Genomic DNA, 22,063 nt, shown 5'->3' on the forward strand with positions numbered 1-22,063 from the left:
ATATAGGTAAAAAAGGTGAGCTATCACGCTCACCTTATCTTTTTCAGCCACTATTTTAGCCTAGTAACTGCAGCGATTACCGTTCGAGGAGTACCGTCGCCACGGCATAATGCCGCTCATCGGCAATGGTTACATGTGAATGTACTGCGCCGAGCAAAACGCGCTGCTTATCAGCGTGCTCATACCAATACAGACAAGGCTTGCCCAACATATCAGTGCGCACCTCTATCTGATTGAACGCAATGCCAGCGCGAAATCCAGTACCCAGCGCCTTGGCCGCCGCCTCTTTCACTGCAAAACGTTTGGCTAAAAAGCGTACTGGCTGTGTGCTGGCCTGATACAACGTCAGCTCGTATGCTGTTAGGATCCGCCGTGCCAGCCGTTCACCGCTACGATTAACTACTGCATCAATACGGGCTATTTCAACAATGTCTGTGCCTAAACCGCAAACCGCCATTATGCACGCGCAGCCTGCATCAACTGCTTCATATCAGAAACTGCATTTTTCAGCCCGTCAATCACCGCTCGACCAATAATAGCATGGCCGATATTAAGCTCGTACATCTCAGGCAAGGCAGCAATCGCAGCCACATTGTGGTATGTCAGACCATGCCCGGCATTGACAGTCAGCCCACGCCCCGCAGCATATTCTGCCGCCGCCGCAATACGAGCAAGTTCTAGTTGCTGTGCTGCCTCGGTCGGCGCATCAGCATATGCACCGGTGTGCAACTCAATAAACGGCGCACCCACGGCAACCGCAGCATCAATTTGTGCCATGTCAGGGTCAATAAACAGCGAAACTTTAATCTGTGCCGCAGTTAAACGCGCCACCGCATCAGTCATTTTACTCAGCTGACCGGCAACATCCAACCCGCCCTCGGTTGTCACCTCTTCGCGTTTTTCTGGCACTAAGCAACAGAAGTGTGGTTGCACCTCACAGGCAATCGCCAGCATCTCTTCGGTGACAGCCATCTCCAAATTCATTCGTGTTTGCAGGGTTTGCCGTAAAATTTTCACATCACGATCAGTAATATGGCGGCGATCTTCACGCAAATGTACCGTAATGCCATCAGCACCGGCTTGTTCTGCAACAAAAGCCGCATTCACCGGATCAGGATAAATCGTTCCGCGTGCATTACGAATTGTCGCGATATGATCAATGTTAACACCGAGCAATAACTTAGACATGTTTCGACTCCTTGGCAAAATGGCGGAAAAGTTCCCGACTTTTTAATGGCTTACCACCAAGATATGGCTTTAATGCTAAACGCGTAAAGCGCTTTGCCGCTTTTAGTTGATCCGATGTATCAAACTGGCGTGCCGCCAATGCATGCAGGTGATGGCCGCTGAAACTTAACTGATCAACAATGAGTGATGCAATAAACCCTTTCTCTTCACGGTAACGGTATGTCATCTGCCCATCAACTGGTAATCCGCTCCCTGCGCAATGCACAAAATCAATGCCATAGCCAAGCGCCTGTAACAGTGCCAATTCAAAACGGCGTAGTGCCGGTTCAGGATTATTTGGATATTGCGCTAGTTCACGCAGGCAAGTGAGATAATCAAGAAAAACAGAGGAGTAAGCCGTTTGTGGCTCAAGGACACGGGTGACCAGCTCATTGACATACAGCGCACTGTATAAACCGATACGGCTAAAAGGCAAGGCTAACGCAGCAGACTCTGCACTGCGTAATGTTTTGACCTCTCCACGCCCACTCCAACGGAGCAGTAAGGGAGTAAAGGGCTGTAAACAGCCCTTTAAATGGGAACGACGGCTGCGCGCACCTTTGGCAAGTATGCGCATTCGCCCCTGATCTTCAGTGAAGACATCCAGCATCAGGCTGGTTTCACTGTAAGGGCGAGCGTGAAGTACAAAGCCACGCTGCCACCCTTCCATCAGAGTGTATCCTTGTTCAATTACAGATCGTCCGTATAACCGAGGCTGCGCAAAGCGCGCTCATCATCCGCCCAACCTGATTTTACTTTAACCCAAAGTTCCAGATGAACTTTGGTATCGAACATAGATTCCATGTCGCGGCGCGCTTCAGTACCGATCACCTTGATCTTACTGCCTTTCGCACCAATCACCATCTTCTTTTGGCCTTCACGCTCAACCAAAATCGCCGCATTGATATCGTAAGTGCCCATCTCTGTGGCCACAAAACGCTCAATCTCTACGGTCACAGAATACGGCAACTCTTCACCCATAAAACGCATTAGCTTTTCACGGATAATCTCTGAAGCCATAAACCGCTGTGAACGGTCAGTGACATAATCTTCCGGAAAGTGATGTGTCCCTTCTGGCAGCTTATCGTGCACAATGCGGGCAATTTCATCAACACCAGCACCGGTTTCAGCCGAAATAGGCACAACATTCAGGAAGTTAAACTTCTCAGCCAATGCCTGAATATGCGGCAGCAAAATATCTTTTTGCTTGATGCAGTCAACTTTGTTGATCGCCAGAATAACCGGACAACGGGCATGGCGCAGTTTACCCAGCACCATGTCATCATCTTCATTCCAGTTAGTGCCTTCCACCACAAAAATGATCAGCTCTACATCACCAATAGAACTGGTGGCGGCTTTATTCATCAAGCGGTTAATCGCGCGCTTCTCTTCGATATGCAAACCGGGGGTATCAACATAAATAGCCTGATAAGCCCCTTGCGTGTCAATACCAACAATACGGTGGCGCGTAGTCTGAGCCTTGCGTGAGGTAATCGAAATTTTCTGCCCCAGTAACTGGTTCAGTAACGTTGATTTCCCGACATTTGGGCGACCGACAATGGCAATAAAGCCACAATGTGTTTTTTCAGCTTCGGTCATACCAGCTCCAACAATGTAAGTGCCTGATCAGCGGCAGCTTGCTCGGCTTTACGGCGGCTTGAGCCAATACCGATAACCGGCTGCGCCATGCCTTCTACGCTGCAATGAATCGTGAACTCTTGATCATGCGCTTCACCGCGCACCTGCATAACATGGTAAACCGGCAACGGTAAACGGCGGCCTTGCAGATACTCTTGCAAGCGCGTTTTAGGATCCTTTTGCCGATCACCTGGGCGGATCTCTTCCAAACGCTGCTGATACCACTGCAAAATCAGCTGACGAACTGATTCTAAACCGGTGTCTAAATAGGCCGCACCAATGATAGCTTCAACGGTATCAGACAAGATAGATTCCCGACGAAACCCGCCACTTTTAAGCTCTCCGGGGCCAAGACGCAAATAGTCACCCAGTTCAAACTCTCGGGCAAGTTCAGCCAGTGTATTTCCACGAACCAATGCAGCACGCATGCGGCTCATATCGCCTTCATCAACTTTAGGAAACTGATGATACAGCGCATCAGCAACCACAAAACTGAGGATAGAGTCACCAAGGAACTCTAAACGCTCATTGTGTTTGCCACTGGCACTGCGGTGAGTCAGTGCCAGATGAAGTAACTCTTGATTGGTAAAGGTGTAACCCAGCTTACGCTGTAAAGTATCTAATGATGCATTCATCAACTACATAACCGATTAATGAATTGCGCCAATTCGGTTTAGGCGAACACCTGTTGGCCACTCTCCGGGTTCTTTCTCAAAACTCATCCAGATGGCAACGGCTTTACCGACTAAATTGGCGTTCGGGACAAAGCCCCAGAAACGACTGTCCTTACTGTTGTCACGGTTATCACCCATAACAAAATATTCACCTTCAGGGACAACCCACTCACCCACCGGTTTTCCGGTTTGGGTGTAATAATAGGCAGTTGCTTCTGGCATATAAGGATTAATAAGAATGTTATGCCCCACTGCACCTAACTGCTCAGTGGCTTCAATTAACTGAGCATTACCCTGATAAAATGGGCTTGGATGCACATTGCTGTACTCCAGTTTGGTCAGCGGCTGACACTCTTTTCCTGTAGGACAGGCGGGCTTAATGAACAATTGTTTATCTTGATAAACAATCGTGTCTCCCGGTAATCCAACAACGCGCTTGATGTAATCTAAGCTCGGATCTTCTGGATATTTAAATACCGCAATATCACCGCGCTTAGGTTCACCGGTCTTAATCAACGTTTTTTGGAAGATCGGGTCTTTGATACCGTAGGCAAATTTCTCCACAAGGATAAAATCGCCCACCAGTAACGTTGGCATCATAGAGCCAGAGGGGATCTGAAATGGCTCATAGATGAAAGAGCGCACGACCAATACAACGGCAATAACCGGAAAGATAGAGACAGAAGTCTCAACCCAACTTGGTTGTGGAGCAACCTTGTTCAAGGTTGCCTCATCAATATTGCCGCCTGCCTTCGCACGTACGTCCTCTTTTTTGGCATTACGCTTAGGTGCCCAGACCAGTTTATCTAAACACCAAATAATTCCGGTGAACAGAGTAACCAGCACCAAAATCAGCGCGAAGGTATTAGCCATGCTTGCTCCTTAAATCAATATTTGTCGAAAATTAATCTTTGCCGACATGCAAAATGGCCAAGAACGCTTCTTGTGGCAGCTCGACGTTACCGACCTGCTTCATACGTTTTTTACCGTCTTTCTGCTTCTGTAGCAGCTTTTTCTTACGGCTCACATCACCACCGTAACATTTTGCCAGTACGTTTTTACGTAACTGCTTCACGGTGGCACGGGCAATAATCTGGTTACCGATAGCCGCTTGAATCGCAATATCAAATTGCTGACGCGGGATCAGCTCTTTCATCTTCTCAACCACATCACGGCCACGACCTTGCGCATTATCACGATGAGTGATAATTGCCAGTGCATCAACACGCTCACCGTTAACCATAATATCAACACGCACCATGTCAGCTGCCTGAAAACGCTTAAAGCTGTAATCGAGTGATGCATAACCGCGTGACGTTGATTTCAATCGATCAAAGAAATCAAGAACTACTTCACCCATCGGAATTTCATAGGTCAGCGCCACTTGGTTACCGTGGTAAACCATGTTGGTCTGTACACCGCGTTTTTCGATACACAGTGTGATCACGTTACCTAAATAGGCCTGTGGCAACAACATATGACACTCTGCGATTGGCTCACGGAGTTCATCAATATTATTCAGCGGTGGTAATTTTGACGGGCTGTCAACATAAACGATCTCGCCACTAGTCACGGCCACTTCATACACTACTGTTGGTGCTGTGGTGATCAAATCAAGGTCGTATTCACGCTCTAAACGCTCTTGAATGATCTCCATGTGCAGCAAGCCTAAGAAGCCGCAACGGAAACCAAAACCCAGCGCTGTAGAACTTTCTGGCTCATAAAACAGTGAGGCATCGTTCAGGCTCAGTTTACCGAGCGCATCACGAAATGCTTCATAATCATCAGAGCTGATAGGAAATAGACCCGCATATACCTGTGGTTTTACTTTCTTAAAGCCTGGTAATGCTTTATCTGCCGGATTACGTGCCAGCGTCAGGGTATCGCCCACCGGAGCACCCAGAATATCTTTAATACCGCAGACAACCCAACCTACTTCACCACAATTTAATCCGGTGCGGTCAAGCTGCTTCGGGGTAAAAATACCCAAACGATCAACACCCCAAGTCTGGCCGGTGCTCATCACTTTAATTTTGTCGTTTTTACGCAGGCTGCCGTTTTTGATACGAACCAGAGAGACAACGCCTAAGTAATTATCAAACCATGAGTCAATAATCAGGGCTTGTAACGGCGCGTCAGGGTCACCTTCCGGTGCGGGGATAGACTCAACCAACCGTTGCAGTACTTCCGGCACACCGACACCGGTCTTCGCTGAACAGCGCACCGCATCGGTAGCATCAATGCCTACAATATCTTCAATCTCTTCAGCTACACGCTCAGGCTCTGCGGCAGGAAGGTCAATTTTGTTCAATACCGGCACCACTTCCAGATTCATATCCAGCGCGGTGTAACAGTTTGCCAGTGTTTGTGCTTCAACGCCTTGGCCTGCATCAACCACCAGCAGCGCACCTTCACAGGCCGCCAGCGAGCGGGATACTTCATACGAGAAGTCAACGTGGCCCGGGGTATCGATAAAGTTTAACTGATAAACCTGACCATCAGGGGCGGTATAGTCTAGCGTAACGCTTTGCGCTTTAATGGTGATACCGCGCTCACGTTCCAAATCCATAGAGTCCAGAACTTGGGCTGCCATTTCGCGATCAGATAAACCGCCACAAATTTGGATGATCCGGTCAGACAGAGTCGACTTACCGTGGTCAATGTGGGCTATGATGGAAAAGTTACGAATATGCTTCATCAGAATTTGCGCGACCTTTGCTAGGAATCAAAGCAGAATCAGTGTTAATGATTTAAGTGGGTGGATTCTACCTGAATCGCCGGTTACTCGCTATCCTTGCACGCACTCACTTTGCGGATTAGCGGTATTTATTACAGCCAGAATACGCTGTATTGACGTAATCATCACGTCAATACCCTCAGAGTCACCGCCCAGTTAATCACTCAGAGTCAGATTTTGATGAGAGCAGCAACGGCTGTTTAACGCCAATATCCACAACAGCATGATAAACATCCACTTGCTCATGTTCACCCCTTGCCGCATCAGGCATCCCCACCGTAGGTAAGATAATTGGCTGATACGCTTTTTGCTGGCTAGCATGCCGAGCCATATTGCGGGCAACTAAAAACCCTACCCCCGTACCCAACGCTGCAATCAGCATGACCACCCACTCTTGTGCCAGATACTGGCTCGCTATCAGGGTGCTTAAAACCAGCCCCAGTAACGGGATAAAATAGAGGGTAAAGGCGGATCTGACCAAACTGGTTTCAGATATCCCGATATCAACCTGCTGACCGACCGTTAATGCAACATCACTGTGCAGTTCAAGTCTGTGCATCTTGCCGCTGGATATTTTATCCAACGAACTCATGCCGCAGCCCGATGCGTTTGCGCATCCACTGCAACCTGATTTTTGCTGGCACACTACAGTGGCCACCCCATCTTGGTAGCCAACAACAGTCACTCTTTCCCGGATCATCGGCAATCTCTATCTAATTTGTGGCTTAAATGCTTAACGCAATGGCAGGCCAAAACCGTTAACCTTGATACCAACAAGTATGCGCAATATTTTTATCTACCATGGTCATCTAAACCAAAAACAGACAGGCAAGCCTTCTTCATCTCGGCTTACCTGTCTGTTATTTTTCTGATACGCGGTATATGTAACCCCACCACGCAAAATTATCTATCGTTATTTACTGCTGTTGTTATTGATTGGCGCGCTGCTGGTTGGCACCGAATCAAACTTTACCCCGTGTACAATTCGCTTAGTCGTTGGCGGGGGTAACTCACCCACAACCGTAATTTCATACGGGCCCTGATTTTCAATATGTACCGTTCTACGCCCCTGACGGACCAGTTGCTCATGCAGAGCACGGCCATCAGTTGGCGATACGTAGACGGTAAAACTGAATAATCCATCAGAGTAAAGACGTGATTCTACCGGAATATCCACATTAGGAAGACGGTGACGGCTACGCGAAACTTCTGTAAACCCGTTCGGAAGCCATGTCAGTTTCCATGCCATATCCTGTTTTGCTTGTGGCTCGAACGCCAAAACCGGTGGTAGAGAAACATCATCCAACTTTGACATTACTTTCATCAATTCGGGTGTTACCACATACGAGATAACCCGATATTGCTCAAGGGTTTCACCATCGCGATCAAGTAAATCTGCACGCAACAGCAGTTTATTCTCTTCATCCAGCCAGACAACATAGCTATAGCGAAAATCATCACGCGGAACAATACGCACCACTTGTGTTGGACGGTCAACCACCCGAGCACGCCCTACCGGAACAAAATCGTAGAATTTACTGAGCTGTTTGAAATCGCCATGTAGCACGGAAGGCAGTGAGTCAACGATGTGCGAGCTGCGGATAGTGAAAGGCTCAACACCGGATTCAAAATAGCTTACCTCATCACCACGCTGTAAAACTTCACGACGCGGCCCGTCAAGGTAGAGCATTTGGCTTAGGTTACGCTTATTGATATACGCATGGCGATAGCGCATGGAATCAATACTGCTTTTACTGATACGGATAAACGACAGCTCATAATTGAGATTTTGTGAGGCTACCGCCATGCTTTCAAGCAGTGTTTGTGCCGACTGAGCACTGTTATCTGCTACCGTGCTGTTGTCAGCTACCGTAGAGCTTGGTGCTGGAAGTTCGTCTGCCTGCATGTTTTTTACCGGCGCAGTGGTTGCGGGAACTGGCGGTAATGAAGAGATTGCAGGCAGATCTGCCGTTCCTTGTGATGCAACAGCGCTGGTACTGCAAAGCCCCAGCACTGACAGCAGGAAAAAGACAATTTGCTTCATTAGCGCTGTGTATTCCCGGCTTGTTGCGACATATCACTCTGACGCGGCTCAATGTTCTCCGCATTCAAACGACGCTGTAACTCATAATCTTGTAACATTGCACTAATGCGCTTGCGTTGCTCTTGCAGCTGCTGCTCACTAGGTGCACCCGAGGTCGGTACACTGTAGCTTACCGGTGAGGCTTGTCCGCCAATAGGCAATGTATTGAAAACAGGGCTGTCTTCCAACCCGCCTTCTGGCTGATTGTAATATTGCACACCAACAATCACGCCCAGTGATACGCACGCAGCCAACCCCAATTGGCTAACATTACCCAGTACAGGGCGAATTTTCTCCCAAAACGACAGCTTATGCCATGTTTCTGGTGCAGGTTGTGACTCTGGCACGGCCTTAGGCACAAACAACGTGGGTTCATTTTCCAACGCAGCAGCGAGGCGGGTGGTAATATCAAAATCGAGCACTGCCGGTGTCTCTTTGCGCAGCGTATCGCGGATAAGATGATAATTACGCCACGCTCCTTGCAGCTCACGGTCTTTCGACAGCTCACTCAACAACACGCTGTCTACCGATTCACCGTCCATCAGGGCGGAAAGTTGCTCTTTCTGCATGCCTACTTACCTATATTACCTAAAGGTGATATGACTATTGCCTGACACCGGTGCACTGTTGCGGCTAATCAGACCGGAGTTCCCATGGCCATTTACTGCTGAATTAAGGGTTGAATCTTACTGTCAATAAACTCACGGGCTCGAAATATCCGCGATCTGACCGTACCAACCGGACAATCCATAATCGTGGCGATCTCTTCATAACTTAACCCATCTAACTCACGCAACGTGATTGCCATTTTCAGATCATCAGGTAGTGCTTCTATTGCAGCAAAAACCACCCGCTTCAACTCTTCTGACAACATTAAATTCTCAGGGTTCGATATTTCTTTTAACGCACCGCCTACTTCAAAATTTTCCGCATCTTCTGCATCTACATCGCTGCTCGGCGGCCTGCGCCCCTGAGCAACCAAATAATTTTTTGCGGTATTCACCGCAATACGATACAGCCATGTGTAGAACGCACTTTCACCGCGAAAAGACGCTAAGGCCCGATACGCTTTGATAAATGACTCTTGTACAACATCAGGGACATCGCCCTGTGGGACATAACGGGAAACCAATCCGGCCACTTTATGCTGATAGCGGGCAACCAGAAGATTAAAAGCGCGTTTATCCCCCTGCTGAACACGTTCGACCAGAACCTGATCTGTCAACTGCTCGCTCATCCGAGGTGTTTTCTCCAAAACATTCTTTGTACAGCATCTCGCATTACTCGCTGTTAGTGTGAAATCGCAGTAATTGAGCCAGCTGTTGTATTTGATGCTTATCTCTGAGTAAAGTTCAACGTTGTACTAAATTCTGTGAGTTAAACGCCTATTCAAAGACATAAAAACGATAACAATATATCAGGACCTGATCTAACATAAGATCCCATTCTGACTATATATCATACGTTATGGAACAATCCCTTGAACATCTTTGCGATGTGCTGGTCATCGGAAGCGGCGCTGCCGGTCTTTCGTTAGCACTTCGTTTAGCGCCACACTGCAAGGTGATCATACTGAGCAAAGGATCGCTCGCAGAAGGTGCGACTTATTATGCACAAGGTGGCATTGCCGCCGTATTTGATGAAACTGACAGCATTGAATCACACCTGCAGGATACACTGATTGCTGGCGCAGGGCTGTGCGATAAAGCAGCAGTTGAGTTTATTACCGAAAATGCCCGCAACTGCGTGCAGTGGTTAATTGACTGCGGTGTTCCTTTCGATGTGGAAGGGCTGGCCACGGATCAAAAATTTCACCTAACACGTGAAGGCGGCCACAGCCACCGCCGAATTTTACATGCCGCTGATGCCACCGGAAAAGCGGTACAAACCACCTTGGTGGATCAAACCCGTTATCACCCCAATATCGCATTATACGAAAAGTACAACGCCGTTGATCTGATCACTAGCGCAAAGCATGGTGTGGTACAAGGTGAACAACTGAGTACCCAGCACCCGCCGCTTGAAAATGACCAATCTCGGAAGGTTGTCGGCGCTTATGTCTGGAACAGAACGCTCGAACGGGTTGAATGTATTCGGGCCAAAGCGGTGGTACTGGCCACCGGTGGTGCATCAAAGGTCTATCAGTATACCACCAACCCGGATATCTCATCGGGTGACGGTATCGCCATGGCATGGCGGGCGGGGTGTCGGGTCGCCAATATGGAGTTCAATCAGTTCCACCCAACCTGTTTGTATCATCCACAAGCCCGTAACTTTTTGCTGACCGAAGCATTGCGGGGTGAAGGCGCTTACCTTCGTCGCCCTGATGGTTCTCGCTTTATGCCTGATTTTGATGCACGAGCAGAGTTAGCACCGCGCGATATTGTCGCCCGCGCCATTGACCACGAAATGAAGCGCCTAGGCGCTGACTGCATGTATCTGGATATCAGCCATAAACCGGCTGAATTTGTGCAAGCACACTTCCCAACCATTTATGAAAAACTGCTGACATTGGGGCTTGATCTTACCGCAGAGCCTATTCCCATTGTTCCGGCCGCCCACTACACCTGTGGCGGCGTAATGGTTGATCATGCTGGCCGTACCGATATTGATGGTCTGTATGCCATTGGTGAAGTTAGCTATACCGGTTTACACGGCGCAAACCGTATGGCATCTAATTCACTGCTTGAGTGTGTGGTCTATGCATGGTCTGCCGCCGAAGATCTGTTGCAGTGGCTACCTTATGCCGACACCGTTGACTCACTGCCCGCGTGGGATGAAAGTCAGGTTGAGTGCTCTGATGAAAATGTGGTAATCCAGCATAACTGGCACGAATTGCGGCTTTTTATGTGGGATTATGTTGGGATAGTGCGAACCACTAAACGGCTTGAGCGCGCCTTACGGCGGATTAACATGCTCAAACAAGAGATCCATGACTACTACGCCAATTTCCGTGTTTCCAATAACTTATTGGAATTGCGCAATCTGGTACAAGTTGCTGAATTAATTGTGCTGTGTGCGCTACAGCGTAAAGAGAGCCGTGGGTTGCACTACACGCTTGATTACCCTGAACCACAACCTGATCCGCTGCCGAGTATTCTTTCGCCGCACGACAGCCTGCCGATATCAGAGCGGTAACCGTACCGGCAACTTAATAAACATTGCGCCACAAAAAAGCTGCATACGTAAATTGCCTGTTTTATGGCAGGTAATTTACGCAACAAGCCGCCTATGAGAATTTATCATTAATCCGGTCGGTTTGCCGCACCACGGCAGACAGTGTGCGCCACGACCTCTCACTCATCATATCCGGTAGTAACCACAACACCCGCTTTCTGCGCATCTTATTTTGCGGATCACGCAGATAAATCAGTAAACCAAATACCGAAAGTGAAAGAGTACGGCAGTAGCGCCACTCTCTGTCTTGCCACCGAATCAGATACATCTCACTAAATGCCAGTTCCCCACACATTTTCAGCCCGTTACGGCGCATTCGTTTATATTCAAAAAGCATTAAAAACATCAATAAAGATATTAACAGGGAATATAACAGCGTATAGGAGAACGTCAGCACCACAGCCAAAGCGGCTATACCGAGCAGCGAATAAGCAGCACGTAAAATCCATAGCGCGCGCTGCGAAGGATAAATATCAGACTGCCACAAATCCACGGGCTTGATTACGCGTTTTCATCAGAACAACCATGGCATCTAAAACCGGATCTGTTGGCTTAGTGCTGTTCATAAACCAGCGAAATAGATCCGGATCATCGCTTTCAAGCAGGCGAATAAAATCGGCTTTTTGAGCATCAGTCAGCGTATCGTATTCATGCTCAAAAAACGGCATGATAATCACATCCAGCTCTAACATCCCACGGCGGCATGCCCAACGCACACGCGCTTTATCATTAATATCCACGTTGCTGACTCCAATAAATAGCCTCAAACACCGCTGATCGTAGCATTTATCCGCTATTTTGCGCTGATTTTATCGTGCTTATTTGTGACCAAACACACTGTTCTGCCCAATTTATCCGCTTGAAAATCAGATGATTTCACATAGTCAGCAATCCTGTAGAGCGTTATAGTAAATACACTTTTGACTGATTTCGGCAGATAGACGAAATCACTCGGCCAAACAGACAGATGGACTTTTTTATGACACCTGCGATCACGCCCGATTTTTCCGCCCAACCTGCTGTACTGTCATCTGAACTTGCCCTTTCGTTGATCCCACTTGATCATCTTGATCTGCTGAATATCACAGGCCCTGATGCCATCAAGTACCTGCAAGGACAAGTGACATGTGATGTAACGGCTATCCCGCCAAGCCATTACAGTTTAGGCGCACATTGTGATGCCAAAGGTAAAATGTGGAGCGTGTTCACTCTGTTTCATCTCAATAGCGGGTTCGGCTGGATACAGCCAAAATCACTCACAGAGCAACAACTGCCCGAACTGAAAAAATATGCCGTATTCTCCAAGCTCACCATCACCGAAAATCCGCAGTGGAAACTGGCCGGATTAGCCGGTACGAATGCAGCTACTGCGTTGCAAACACTGACCGATACGCTGCCAGATGCCGCCACACCGGTCGTCAATGCGCCGTTTGGCCAGATTATTTATCTTCCCACTCCGGCAGATCGCTACCTGCTGGTGATCGATACCAGCGTCATATCATCAGAGAGTCTTTACAATACGCTGCAACAAGTGGGTGCAACACAGTGTTATCACACACAATGGCAGGCATTAGATATTGAAGCGGGTTTACCACAATTAAGTGCGCAAACTATCGGGGAATTTATTCCGCAGGCCGTCAATTTGCAGGCCTTAAACGCCATCAGTTTTACCAAAGGGTGCTATGCCGGACAAGAGATGGTTGCACGAGCAAAATATCGTGGAGCCAATAAACGCGCCTTATATACCCTGTTTGGCAGTGCTGCACACCTTCCTGTTGCGGGTGAAAGTGTAGAGCTAAAATTAGGTGATAACTGGCGCAAAACCGGCACTGTATTGTCAGCTGCGGCATTGCCGGCAGGCAAAACGCTCATTCAAATTGTACTGAGCAGTGATCTAGAGCCTGATGCACAACTGCGTATAGTTGATGAGCAAGACAGTGAACTTGCCGTCTACCCGCTACCTTATCAGCGTGATCCGGCTTAATTAACACTTACCGTTCTGCCCCCTCTTCTCGGCATCACAGTGATGTCAGAGAGTTTAAAATATGCCCTCTTCCAACATATTTAACTGATAAAAAAGGCCATAACCGCAGTTATGGCCTCATCCACCGTATATATAACTTAACGACGGTTTTACTTAGCGGCAATACTCTTTAACAGGACCACTATTTAATGGATAAACAAAAATAGATCCAGCCGCCGTATTTTACTTACTGTGCTGCCGCGCGATCAGCGATAAATGCCAGCGCCATATCAATACGCGCCAACGCACGCTCACGGCCGACTGCATGCACTGTGGCATCAACAGAAGGTGATTGGCCAGCACCTGTCACGGCCACTCGCAGTGGCATGCCAATTTTGCCCATACCAATCTCTAATGCATCAGCGGTTTGCTGAATGGCTGCATGAATCGCCTCTACGTTCCATGCTACATCAGCTAGCTGGGCTCGTACGGCCTCTAGCGGCGCTTGAGCAACCGGACGCAAGTGCTTTTTCGCGGCATCTTCATCAAACGCGGCAAAATCTTCAAAGAAATAACGGCTTGATGCCGCCATCTCTTTCAGCGTCTTACAACGCTCACCGAGTAACGACACAATATCAGCCAATGCTGGGCCATTTGAGGTATCAATGCTCTGATCTTCCATATGCCATGCCAAGAACTCTGCCACACGCACAGGATCAACCGTATTGATATAGTGATGATTCAGCCACAGCAGCTTATCAGTATTAAACGCACTCGCTGATTTGCTCACCGCATCTAAAGAGAACAGCGCTTCCATCTCGGCAACAGAGAAGATCTCCTGATCGCCGTGTGACCAACCCAAACGCACCAAGTAGTTCAGTAGTGCTTCTGGCAGATAACCGTCATCACGATACTGCATTACACTGACCGCACCATGACGCTTTGACAACTTTTTACCGTCATCACCCAAAATCATCGACACATGCGCATACACCGGCACAGGTGCACCCAGAGCTTTGAGAATATTGATCTGACGAGGCGTGTTATTGATGTGGTCTTCACCACGAATAACATGGGTAATCTCCATATCCCAATCATCCACCACCACACAGAAATTGTACGTTGGTGAACCATCAGTACGGCGGATAATCAGATCATCAAGTTCTTGATTACTGAACTCAATCGGACCACGAATTTGATCATCAAAAATTACTGAACCCTCTTGCGGGTTGCGAAAACGCACCACATGCGGCTCATCAGGTGTGTGGCTGTGAGCATGATCGCGGCACAAACCATCGTAACGCGGCTTCTCTTTATTCTCTTCTTGCTCAGTACGCAGCGCTTCTAAACGCTCTTTAGAGCAGTAGCAACGGTACGCTGTGCCCGCTTCAAGCATCTGATCAATAATTGCATTATAGCGGTCAAAACGTTTGGTCTGATAATACGGGCCTTCATTCCAACCCAGATCTAACCAATTCATACCGTCCATAATTGCATCAATCGCTTCCTGTGTTGAACGCTCTAAATCAGTATCTTCGATACGCAACACAAATTCACCGCCCATGCGGCGAGCATACAACCAAGAATACAGAGCGGTACGCGCACCACCCACATGTAGATAACCCGTAGGGCTTGGCGCAAAACGCGTTTTAATTTTCATGATGAGATCTAGGCCTTTGACAAGCAGATAAACAGCTCAGCCCTGTTCAATAGCACCCACTTACAACAGTGGCAACAACATAGAGGCTGAAAAAGTGGTGTTATTTTAGCACTCCCCTTTGAATCCACAACGCAACAATCAAAGCTACAGGCTAAATCCGCGTAAAAATCGCTTCAAAAACGCATAATTGGAGAAAAAGAGATCAATTTGATTATTTTCCCGACGGACGTACAGTTACATGGAAAAAAACGTTGACTCTCAACGAGTAGCCCCTATAATGCGGCCCTCGTTGACAGCGGGCGATTAGCTCAGCTGGGAGAGCACCTCCCTTACAAGGAGGGGGTCACTGGTTCGAACCCGGTATCGCCCACCAACACTTTCTGTTGTCAACGTTGCGTTTAACGCAGAAAAATGAAAATCAGTGGGTCGTTAGCTCAGTCGGTAGAGCAGTTGACTTTTAATCAATTGGTCGCAAGTTCGAATCTTGCACGACCCACCACTTTTTTAATATCATTGATTTCGATCGCTGATATAATAAAAGTCCCAGGGCGATTAGCTCAGCTGGGAGAGCACCTCCCTTACAAGGAGGGGGTCACTGGTTCGAACCCGGTATCGCCCACCAATTGCCTTCTTCAATGAAGGTTTGAGTGAACACAGCATCGAGTTACGTTGAATAAACACCACTCTGCTGATTCAGTCAGTAAAAATACAATCAGTTTTAGGATGGGTCGTTAGCTCAGTCGGTAGAGCAGTTGACTTTTAATCAATTGGTCGCAAGTTCGAATCTTGCACGACCCACCATCTTTTCTCGTTATACGCACAGGTTGCTTGTAGCAGAAAATCCCAGGGCGATTAGCTCAGCTGGGAGAGCACCTCCCTTACAAGGAGGGGGTCACTGGTTCGAACCCGGTATCGCCCACCAATTGCCTTCTTCAATGAAGGTTTGAGTGAACACAGCATCGAGTTACGTTGAATAAACACCACTCTGCTGATTCAGTCAGTAAAAATACAATCAGTTTTAGGATGGGTCGTTAGCTCAGTCGGTAGAGCAGTTGACTTTTAATCAATTGGTCGCAAGTTCGAATCTTGCACGACCCACCATCTTTTCTCGTTATACGCACAAGTTGCTTGTAACAGAAAATCCCAGGGCGATTAGCTCAGCTGGGAGAGCACCTCCCTTACAAGGAGGGGGTCACTGGTTCGAACCCGGTATCGCCCACCAATTGCCTTCTTCAATGAAGGTTTGAGTGAACACAGCATCGAGTTATGTTGAATAAACACCACTCTGCTGATTCAGTCAGTAAAAATACAATCAGTTTTAGGATGGGTCGTTAGCTCAGTCGGTAGAGCAGTTGACTTTTAATCAATTGGTCGCAAGTTCGAATCTTGCACGACCCACCATCTTTTCTCGTTATATGCACTCGTTGCTTGTAGCAGAAAATCCCAGGGCGATTAGCTCAGCTGGGAGAGCACCTCCCTTACAAGGAGGGGGTCACTGGTTCGAACCCGGTATCGCCCACCAATTGCCTTCTTCAATGAAGGTTTGAGTGAACACAGCATCGAGTTACGTTGAATAAACACCACTCTGCTGATTCAGTCAGTAAAAATACAATCAGTTTTAGGATGGGTCGTTAGCTCAGTCGGTAGAGCAGTTGACTTTTAATCAATTGGTCGCAAGTTCGAATCTTGCACGACCCACCATCTTTTCTCGTTATATGCACTCGTTGCTTGTAGCAGAAAATCCCAGGGCGATTAGCTCAGCTGGGAGAGCACCTCCCTTACAAGGAGGGGGTCACTGGTTCGAACCCGGTATCGCCCACCAATTGCCTTCTTCAATGAAGGTTTGAGTGAACACAGCATCGAGTTACGTTGAATAAACACCACTCTGCTGATTCAGTCAGTAAAAATACAATCAGTTTTAGGATGGGTCGTTAGCTCAGTCGGTAGAGCAGTTGACTTTTAATCAATTGGTCGCAAGTTCGAATCTTGCACGACCCACCATCTTTTCTCGTTATATGCACTCGTTGCTTGTAGCAGAAAATCCCAGGGCGATTAGCTCAGCTGGGAGAGCACCTCCCTTACAAGGAGGGGGTCACTGGTTCGAACCCGGTATCGCCCACCAATTTCCTTCTTCAGTGAAGGTTTGAGTGAACACAGCATCGAGTTACGTTGAATAAAGACCACTCTGCTGATTCAGTCAGTAAAAACACAATCAGTTTTAGGATGGGTCGTTAGCTCAGTCGGTAGAGCAGTTGACTTTTAATCAATTGGTCGCAAGTTCGAATCTTGCACGACCCACCATCCTACAAAAACAAAAAAAGCGCCGAAAGGCGCTTTTTTATTGCATAAAGATTATCACTACAGCATCCCTAACCATTTTCTCTCCACAGAGTAATATCAGTAATTACTACTGATCAGCCTTTTGCACCATTATGAGTGGCACAGTCAGATAAATTAGTCGCTCCCGGTAAAGTAGCAACACATAACTGCACAAGATAGTTATTTGGTGCTAGTTGTGCCTGCGTTTGAGTTACCGGCTCATCAGCAGCCCACAGCGCACCACTAAATACACCACCCATCAACGACAATACAATAATTACTGATTTCATCTGAATGCTCCTAAAGTAAGATCTAAAGCAGACCTCCCTATAAAAGCTACTTCATAATGTGATATTTACCGCATATTTAGTGATAAAAAAGAACAATTACATTCCATTAAGAAAAAGAAACACTCAAGCGCATTGGTGTCATATTTGAAATAACAGGTTTTATCTCCGCCTATTACACACATAAAAAAACCGCCAAATGGCGGTTTTTTTATCATCTTGCGAAATCTTTCTTTATTATTAGAAGAAAGATAATGGCATGATAACTTGGAACTTAACATCATGCTCTGATGCAAATACGTTAGGTAATTGAGTCCACTGACTCGCTTGCATCTCACCATCAGTGTTCTTATTTTCACCTGTAGCAATATTGTTACGATAGTTGGTGTAATGCAATTTAAATAGTGTTCCTTTAGCAAGACCATCCTGAACTGTATACATAACATCAAAGTTCAATGCTTTTTCAGTATCTCCGCCATTAGTCGCTTTATTACCGTTACCATCTCTCATGCCCCAACCGTAAGCACCTGATACGCCAACAGCCCAGCCTGGAGCACCCATCACATCATCCAGCTTACGAGTTACGCCTAAATATACAGCCTTTTCTTCGTTAGCATTCCAGTCTGAACGAGAATCCCACCAGATTTCATTCGCACCTTGTGAGTTACCATAACCGCGAGTCAGACGAGGTAAGTAGTTACCTTCTGCACCTTCAGCTTTGGTGAACAACGCTTCAGCTCGGAAATCATACAGGTTATAGTTCAGTGCTGCAGTCAATGCCTGCTGCCATGCTAAACCATCATAAGTTTGAATTTCTTTACCGTCTGGACCAACATACGTGTCAGTTTTAGAGCCATAGAACTGGTAGCTAGTATTCAAACCACCCAGAACATCAAACTTGTAGGCAGCCTTGGCAAAATAGCTGTCCATATAGTTCTCAGATTGACCAAAACCGGCAGTCAGTGCTAAGCCATTTTCAAAGGTATAACGTGTTGCCAATGCATAGATATAATCAATTTTGTTGGATTCAGCAAATGGATCCATCCATGCTTTGGCACGAGAGAAGTTTTGTGTATCTCTGTACCATGGTGATTTATACTCAGTTGCATACGCACCGGTCAGATACAGGCCACCATAGTTACCTTCAACTTGACCACCTAAATAGGTACCTGGCTGATAAGACCAGTTAACACCGAGCAAACCCGGAACATACAACTGAGTCAAACCACCTTTAGCCGTTACAGCGCCATCAAATGCTTTAAACTTCAATGCAGCAGTGCTTAAGCTTGCGCCCTTGTGTGGCTGGCCGTCTTTAAAGTTACTGCCCCACTTGTTACCGGCAAAAGAGAACTCGTTCTCTTGATCGACACCTGTTCCACCTTGAGTTAAATCATAAGCGTAGAAACCGCCCAGATCTAAACCAATAAAATCCCATGCATAACCAGAGTTAAAGTTCAGTGCTACCTGTGCTGTAGAGTGAGCTAAATTATGAGTATATGGGCCATCAGTTGTAGTTGGTTCCAATGTACGGCGGTCACGGTCACGCTGCATATAGAACAAACCACCGGTCAGTTTGGACTCATCAATAAACTTTTCGTAGCTTGCACCATAAGCAGGGCTTCCAGCATCTTGCTGAGCCATAACTGATGTTGATGCTAATGCACCAAAGACAGCTAGCGATAACGCTGCAACTTTAAATTGTTTCGCTTCCATTACGAACTCCCATTTATTGGATATTTTATCCGTGCTCTGGTCAGGTATTTATGCCACCGCTAACCAGAGTTCTCCCAAAGAAATAAAAACTAACTAAACCCCACACGGGTAAACACTCAACCACCTCAGTCTTCCGTGTGGAGAGGCAGTAGGTACATAACAAGAGTACTTTCGCGGCGCAAAACATCAATGCTTATTAATGGCTTTTTTATAAATTTATGACAGAGTGCAAAAAAATATTACAGAAGGGCTGGAACTAATTATAAGGCAGGTACTCAAATACGTGTTAAATCAATGATATAGAAAAATATCATTTAATTTCAATAACTTAATGAATACACATTGACGCATATAGTTGAGTTTATTTATCGAAATGAAAATATAAAATGAATGAAATAAGATATGCATCGCAAATTAATATGAATAAACACGCATTAGCATGATATGTTTCGCACTAATTGCGCCCTGTTTTTTCAATAACAGAGCGCTTATTTTGCGATGCAGATTAGCGGTTAATTATTTCTAAAAAATCATCTTCAGTGAGAATTGAAATACCTAATGCTTGGGCTTTTGCTAATTTTGAGCCAGCGGCTTCTCCGGCAATTAAATAGTCTGTTTTACTCGATACACTTCCCGTAACTTTGCAACCTAGCTGCAATAAATGTGCTTTTGCATCATCACGGGTCATTCGAGTTAATGTTCCGGTTAATACCACTATTTTGTTTAATAATGGTGAGTCTATTGGTGCATTGACAATATCAGCCGGTGTTTCTTCCCAAAAAATGCCTTGTTGCAGCAGATTATCAATCACAGTGATGTTATGCGGTTCACGCAAAAAGTGGTAAACATGCGCGGCAACTACAGCCCCTACATCCTGCACGGTTTGCAAACTTTCATGATCAGCTTCACGCAGTGCAGTTAACGTATGAAAATGTGCCGCTAAATTGGCTGCCGTGGCCTCCCCAACTTCACGGATCCCCAACGCGTACAGAAAACGGGCAAAGGTGGTTTTCTTGGCCTTTTCGATAGCGCTGAGTAAGTTTTGTGCCGACTTTGGCCCCATTCGTTCAAGACGGGTCAGCTCCCCCAGAGATAGTCGAAACAGATCTGCTGGCGTTTGAATAAGTTCACGCTCGACCAGTTGATCGACAATTTTCTCACCCATCCCCTCAATATCAAAGGCACGACGCGCCGCAAAATGGCGAATAGCCTCTTTGCGCTGAGCCGGACAGATTAACCCACCACTGCAACGCGCAACGGCTTCGCCTTCAACGCGCTCAACGGAAGAAGCACAAACTGGGCACTCGGTAGGAAATATAATCTCTGTGACGCACGCAGGGCGACGCTCCAACACGACACTAGCAATTTTAGGGATAACATCGCCAGCCCGCCGAATGACAACGGTATCACCAATGTATAGCCCTAAGCGGGTGATCTCATCTGCATTGTGTAGCGTGGCATTACTGACAGTAACACCCCCGACAAAAACAGGCTCAAGTTTGGCCACTGGAGTGATAGCTCCGGTTCTACCGACCTGAAATTCCACATCCAGTACGGTGGTTAACTCTTCTTGTGCCGGAAACTTCACGGCAATCGCCCAGCGAGGTGCTCTGGCTACAAATCCTAGCTGGGTTTGCAACGCTAAATCATCCACTTTGATGACGACACCATCAATATCAAAATTAAGCTGATCGCGCCGTGCAAGAATATCGGCATAGTAAGTCAGCACAGCCTGTTCACCCTTAACGTGCTTAACTTCATTGCTAATCGGCAGCCCCCACTCTCGCAGTGCATTTAAGCGCGCTATATGGCTTTCAGGCAGGCTATTACCGGCATGGGTATCGGCGATGCCAATGCCATAGGCGTAGAAGGCTAACGGGCGTTGAGCAGTAATTTTGCTGTCTAGCTGACGCAGTGAACCTGCGGCGGCGTTACGGGGGTTTACAAACAGCTTCTCGCCTTTGCGGCGGGCTTGTTCGTTTATACGTTCGAAGCCATCACGCGTCATAAAAACTTCACCGCGCACTTCCAGACGTTGTGGGCATCCGGCATGCAAACGCAGTGGAATGGAGCGAATGGTGCGCACATTTTCGGTGATCTCTTCACCTGTCATGCCATCACCACGCGTTGCCGCCTGAACCAAGAGGCCGTCAACATACAGCAAACTGACGGCCAAGCCGTCAAGCTTAGGCTCGCATGAATAGGTGAGTGTTTGGGTGCTTCCAAGCCGGTCTAGCACTCTTTTTTGAAACGCCAGAAAATCGTCATTGCCGAACGCGTTATCCAGTGAAAGCATCGGGACTTCATGCTTCACCTGTGAAAAGCCGCTAAGCGGCGCACCGCCGACACGTTGTGTCGGGGAGTCAGGCGTGATTAATTCAGGATGTTCCGCTTCCAGACTGCGCAACTGCTGTATCTGGCGATCATATTCGGCATCAGGTATCGAGGGCTGATCGAGCACATAGTAAAGATATTCATGGTGGCGGAGTTGCTCGCGTAACTCGGCTAACTGTTGTGTAATGCTATCGGCCATAGGTCTGCCCCCTCAATGAGAAAACCCCCGCCAAAGCGAGGGTTTTAGATAA

19 protein-coding genes and 14 tRNA genes are annotated in these 22,063 nt (G+C 47.3%); 16 read left to right on the forward strand and 17 right to left on the reverse strand.

Features of this window, described 5'->3' with window-relative positions:
- Window positions 1-76: 76 nt before the first annotated feature.
- From acpS to rpoE, 11 genes are all read right to left on the reverse strand, one after another.
- Window positions 77-457, reverse strand: coding sequence for a holo-ACP synthase (acpS, locus tag AC1HDJ_RS12270; RefSeq protein WP_479536044.1), 381 nt, complete (start codon window positions 455-457; stop codon window positions 77-79).
- Window positions 457-1,188: a pyridoxine 5'-phosphate synthase gene (gene pdxJ, locus AC1HDJ_RS12275; RefSeq protein ID WP_438623702.1), complete on the reverse strand. Its 732-nt coding sequence runs from the start codon at window positions 1,186-1,188 to the stop codon at window positions 457-459. Before pdxJ ends, acpS begins: the two co-directional genes overlap by 1 nt.
- Window positions 1,181-1,897, reverse strand: coding sequence for a DNA repair protein RecO (gene recO, locus AC1HDJ_RS12280; protein WP_479536045.1), 717 nt, complete (start codon window positions 1,895-1,897; stop codon window positions 1,181-1,183). Before recO ends, pdxJ begins: the two co-directional genes overlap by 8 nt.
- Window positions 1,898-1,917: 20 nt before the next feature.
- The gene (era, locus tag AC1HDJ_RS12285) at window positions 1,918-2,826 is read right to left on the reverse strand and encodes a GTPase Era (RefSeq protein ID WP_438623700.1); all 909 of its coding nucleotides are present in this window, start codon (window positions 2,824-2,826) and stop codon (window positions 1,918-1,920) included.
- On the reverse strand, window positions 2,823-3,500 hold the full coding sequence (rnc, locus tag AC1HDJ_RS12290) for a ribonuclease III (protein WP_479536046.1): 678 nt from the start codon (window positions 3,498-3,500) through the stop codon (window positions 2,823-2,825). The genes era and rnc overlap by 4 nt, the downstream gene beginning before the upstream one ends.
- Before the next feature lie 15 nt (window positions 3,501-3,515).
- Complete coding sequence (lepB, locus tag AC1HDJ_RS12295) at window positions 3,516-4,412, reverse strand: signal peptidase I (protein WP_479536047.1); 897 nt, start codon at window positions 4,410-4,412, stop codon at window positions 3,516-3,518.
- A 31-nt stretch (window positions 4,413-4,443) separates the two neighbouring features.
- A complete protein-coding gene (lepA, locus tag AC1HDJ_RS12300) occupies window positions 4,444-6,237 on the reverse strand; it encodes a translation elongation factor 4 (protein WP_479536048.1) in 1,794 nt (597 codons plus the stop codon).
- A gap of 199 nt (window positions 6,238-6,436) precedes the next feature.
- Entirely contained in the window at window positions 6,437-6,976 is a 540-nt protein-coding gene (locus tag AC1HDJ_RS12305; RefSeq protein ID WP_479536049.1) for a SoxR reducing system RseC family protein, read from the reverse strand.
- 213 nt (window positions 6,977-7,189) lie between these two features.
- Window positions 7,190-8,182, reverse strand: a complete 993-nt coding sequence (gene rseB / locus AC1HDJ_RS12310) for a sigma-E factor regulatory protein RseB (protein ID WP_479537142.1) — start codon at window positions 8,180-8,182, stop codon at window positions 7,190-7,192.
- A gap of 137 nt (window positions 8,183-8,319) precedes the next feature.
- Complete coding sequence (rseA, locus tag AC1HDJ_RS12315) at window positions 8,320-8,928, reverse strand: anti-sigma-E factor RseA (RefSeq protein ID WP_479536050.1); 609 nt, start codon at window positions 8,926-8,928, stop codon at window positions 8,320-8,322.
- 92 nt (window positions 8,929-9,020) lie between these two features.
- Window positions 9,021-9,596 carry an RNA polymerase sigma factor RpoE gene (gene rpoE / locus AC1HDJ_RS12320; protein ID WP_438623693.1) on the reverse strand — a complete coding sequence of 192 codons (576 nt, stop codon included), beginning with the start codon at window positions 9,594-9,596 and terminating at the stop codon, window positions 9,021-9,023.
- A 230-nt stretch (window positions 9,597-9,826) separates the two neighbouring features.
- Here rpoE and nadB point away from each other — a divergent pair, with 230 nt between their 5' ends.
- The gene (gene nadB, locus AC1HDJ_RS12325; protein ID WP_479536051.1) at window positions 9,827-11,497 is read left to right on the forward strand and encodes an L-aspartate oxidase; all 1,671 of its coding nucleotides are present in this window, start codon (window positions 9,827-9,829) and stop codon (window positions 11,495-11,497) included.
- A 91-nt stretch (window positions 11,498-11,588) separates the two neighbouring features.
- Here the strand turns inward: nadB and AC1HDJ_RS12330 are convergent, their stop codons facing one another.
- Together AC1HDJ_RS12330 and sdhE are read right to left on the reverse strand one after the other, a co-directional pair.
- On the reverse strand, window positions 11,589-12,029 hold the full coding sequence (locus AC1HDJ_RS12330) for a protein YgfX (protein ID WP_479536052.1): 441 nt from the start codon (window positions 12,027-12,029) through the stop codon (window positions 11,589-11,591).
- Window positions 12,010-12,276, reverse strand: a complete 267-nt coding sequence (gene sdhE / locus AC1HDJ_RS12335; RefSeq protein WP_479536053.1) for an FAD assembly factor SdhE — start codon at window positions 12,274-12,276, stop codon at window positions 12,010-12,012. Before sdhE ends, AC1HDJ_RS12330 begins: the two co-directional genes overlap by 20 nt.
- A gap of 239 nt (window positions 12,277-12,515) precedes the next feature.
- Between sdhE and ygfZ the strand changes: the two genes are divergently transcribed.
- Entirely contained in the window at window positions 12,516-13,520 is a 1,005-nt protein-coding gene (gene ygfZ, locus AC1HDJ_RS12340; protein ID WP_479536054.1) for a tRNA-modifying protein YgfZ, read from the forward strand.
- Window positions 13,521-13,746: 226 nt separating this feature from the next.
- On the opposite strand, the gene gltX is transcribed toward ygfZ, so the two are convergent.
- A complete protein-coding gene (gene gltX, locus AC1HDJ_RS12345) occupies window positions 13,747-15,159 on the reverse strand; it encodes a glutamate--tRNA ligase (RefSeq protein WP_479536055.1) in 1,413 nt (470 codons plus the stop codon).
- Window positions 15,160-15,456: 297 nt separating this feature from the next.
- Between gltX and AC1HDJ_RS12350 the strand changes: the two genes are divergently transcribed.
- From AC1HDJ_RS12350 to AC1HDJ_RS12415, 14 genes are all read left to right on the forward strand, one after another.
- Window positions 15,457-15,532 (forward strand) — tRNA-Val (locus AC1HDJ_RS12350).
- 50 nt (window positions 15,533-15,582) lie between these two features.
- Window positions 15,583-15,658: transfer RNA gene (locus AC1HDJ_RS12355), tRNA-Lys, on the forward strand.
- A gap of 47 nt (window positions 15,659-15,705) precedes the next feature.
- Window positions 15,706-15,781: transfer RNA gene (locus AC1HDJ_RS12360), tRNA-Val, on the forward strand.
- 103 nt (window positions 15,782-15,884) lie between these two features.
- A tRNA-Lys gene (locus tag AC1HDJ_RS12365) sits at window positions 15,885-15,960 on the forward strand.
- 45 nt (window positions 15,961-16,005) lie between these two features.
- A tRNA-Val gene (locus AC1HDJ_RS12370) sits at window positions 16,006-16,081 on the forward strand.
- Window positions 16,082-16,184: 103 nt separating this feature from the next.
- Window positions 16,185-16,260: transfer RNA gene (locus AC1HDJ_RS12375), tRNA-Lys, on the forward strand.
- A 45-nt stretch (window positions 16,261-16,305) separates the two neighbouring features.
- Window positions 16,306-16,381: transfer RNA gene (locus tag AC1HDJ_RS12380), tRNA-Val, on the forward strand.
- A gap of 103 nt (window positions 16,382-16,484) precedes the next feature.
- Window positions 16,485-16,560, forward strand: a tRNA-Lys gene (locus AC1HDJ_RS12385).
- A gap of 45 nt (window positions 16,561-16,605) precedes the next feature.
- A tRNA-Val gene (locus AC1HDJ_RS12390) sits at window positions 16,606-16,681 on the forward strand.
- 103 nt (window positions 16,682-16,784) lie between these two features.
- A tRNA-Lys gene (locus AC1HDJ_RS12395) sits at window positions 16,785-16,860 on the forward strand.
- A gap of 45 nt (window positions 16,861-16,905) precedes the next feature.
- Window positions 16,906-16,981 (forward strand) — tRNA-Val (locus AC1HDJ_RS12400).
- A 103-nt stretch (window positions 16,982-17,084) separates the two neighbouring features.
- A tRNA-Lys gene (locus AC1HDJ_RS12405) sits at window positions 17,085-17,160 on the forward strand.
- A 45-nt stretch (window positions 17,161-17,205) separates the two neighbouring features.
- Window positions 17,206-17,281, forward strand: a tRNA-Val gene (locus AC1HDJ_RS12410).
- A gap of 103 nt (window positions 17,282-17,384) precedes the next feature.
- A tRNA-Lys gene (locus tag AC1HDJ_RS12415) sits at window positions 17,385-17,460 on the forward strand.
- Between the two features lie 113 nt (window positions 17,461-17,573).
- Here AC1HDJ_RS12415 and AC1HDJ_RS12420 read toward each other — a convergent pair.
- From AC1HDJ_RS12420 to ligA, 3 genes are all read right to left on the reverse strand, one after another.
- Entirely contained in the window at window positions 17,574-17,768 is a 195-nt protein-coding gene (locus AC1HDJ_RS12420; RefSeq protein ID WP_479536056.1) for a hypothetical protein, read from the reverse strand.
- Window positions 17,769-18,005: 237 nt separating this feature from the next.
- Entirely contained in the window at window positions 18,006-19,478 is a 1,473-nt protein-coding gene (locus AC1HDJ_RS12425; RefSeq protein WP_479536057.1) for a ChiP family protein, read from the reverse strand.
- Window positions 19,479-19,983: 505 nt separating this feature from the next.
- Window positions 19,984-22,011, reverse strand: a complete 2,028-nt coding sequence (ligA, locus tag AC1HDJ_RS12430) for an NAD-dependent DNA ligase LigA (RefSeq protein WP_479536058.1) — start codon at window positions 22,009-22,011, stop codon at window positions 19,984-19,986.
- Between the last annotated feature and the right edge of the window lie 52 nt (window positions 22,012-22,063).

The organism is Plesiomonas sp. ISS29 (assembly GCF_056522795.1).

What these genes read in the sequence shown, in the direction of transcription:
- recO (WP_479536045.1), bottom strand. Translation starts at nt 1,897, where the DNA reads ATGGAAGGGTGGCAGCGTGGCTTTGTACTTCACGCTCGCCCTTACAGT.
- gltX (WP_479536055.1), bottom strand. Translation starts at nt 15,159, where the DNA reads ATGAAAATTAAAACGCGTTTTGCGCCAAGCCCTACGGGTTATCTACAT.
- nadB (WP_479536051.1), top strand. Translation starts at nt 9,827, where the DNA reads ATGGAACAATCCCTTGAACATCTTTGCGATGTGCTGGTCATCGGAAGC.
- acpS (WP_479536044.1), bottom strand. Translation starts at nt 457, where the DNA reads ATGGCGGTTTGCGGTTTAGGCACAGACATTGTTGAAATAGCCCGTATT.
- rpoE (WP_438623693.1), bottom strand. Translation starts at nt 9,596, where the DNA reads ATGAGCGAGCAGTTGACAGATCAGGTTCTGGTCGAACGTGTTCAGCAG.
- lepB (WP_479536047.1), bottom strand. Translation starts at nt 4,412, where the DNA reads ATGGCTAATACCTTCGCGCTGATTTTGGTGCTGGTTACTCTGTTCACC.
- pdxJ (WP_438623702.1), bottom strand. Translation starts at nt 1,188, where the DNA reads ATGTCTAAGTTATTGCTCGGTGTTAACATTGATCATATCGCGACAATT.
- era (WP_438623700.1), bottom strand. Translation starts at nt 2,826, where the DNA reads ATGACCGAAGCTGAAAAAACACATTGTGGCTTTATTGCCATTGTCGGT.
- ligA (WP_479536058.1), bottom strand. Translation starts at nt 22,011, where the DNA reads ATGGCCGATAGCATTACACAACAGTTAGCCGAGTTACGCGAGCAACTC.
- lepA (WP_479536048.1), bottom strand. Translation starts at nt 6,237, where the DNA reads ATGAAGCATATTCGTAACTTTTCCATCATAGCCCACATTGACCACGGT.
- AC1HDJ_RS12420 (WP_479536056.1), bottom strand. Translation starts at nt 17,768, where the DNA reads ATGAAATCAGTAATTATTGTATTGTCGTTGATGGGTGGTGTATTTAGT.
- AC1HDJ_RS12425 (WP_479536057.1), bottom strand. Translation starts at nt 19,478, where the DNA reads ATGGAAGCGAAACAATTTAAAGTTGCAGCGTTATCGCTAGCTGTCTTT.
- AC1HDJ_RS12305 (WP_479536049.1), bottom strand. Translation starts at nt 6,976, where the DNA reads ATGATCCGGGAAAGAGTGACTGTTGTTGGCTACCAAGATGGGGTGGCC.
- rseA (WP_479536050.1), bottom strand. Translation starts at nt 8,928, where the DNA reads ATGCAGAAAGAGCAACTTTCCGCCCTGATGGACGGTGAATCGGTAGAC.
- rnc (WP_479536046.1), bottom strand. Translation starts at nt 3,500, where the DNA reads ATGAATGCATCATTAGATACTTTACAGCGTAAGCTGGGTTACACCTTT.
- ygfZ (WP_479536054.1), top strand. Translation starts at nt 12,516, where the DNA reads ATGACACCTGCGATCACGCCCGATTTTTCCGCCCAACCTGCTGTACTG.
- rseB (WP_479537142.1), bottom strand. Translation starts at nt 8,182, where the DNA reads ATGCAGGCAGACGAACTTCCAGCACCAAGCTCTACGGTAGCTGACAAC.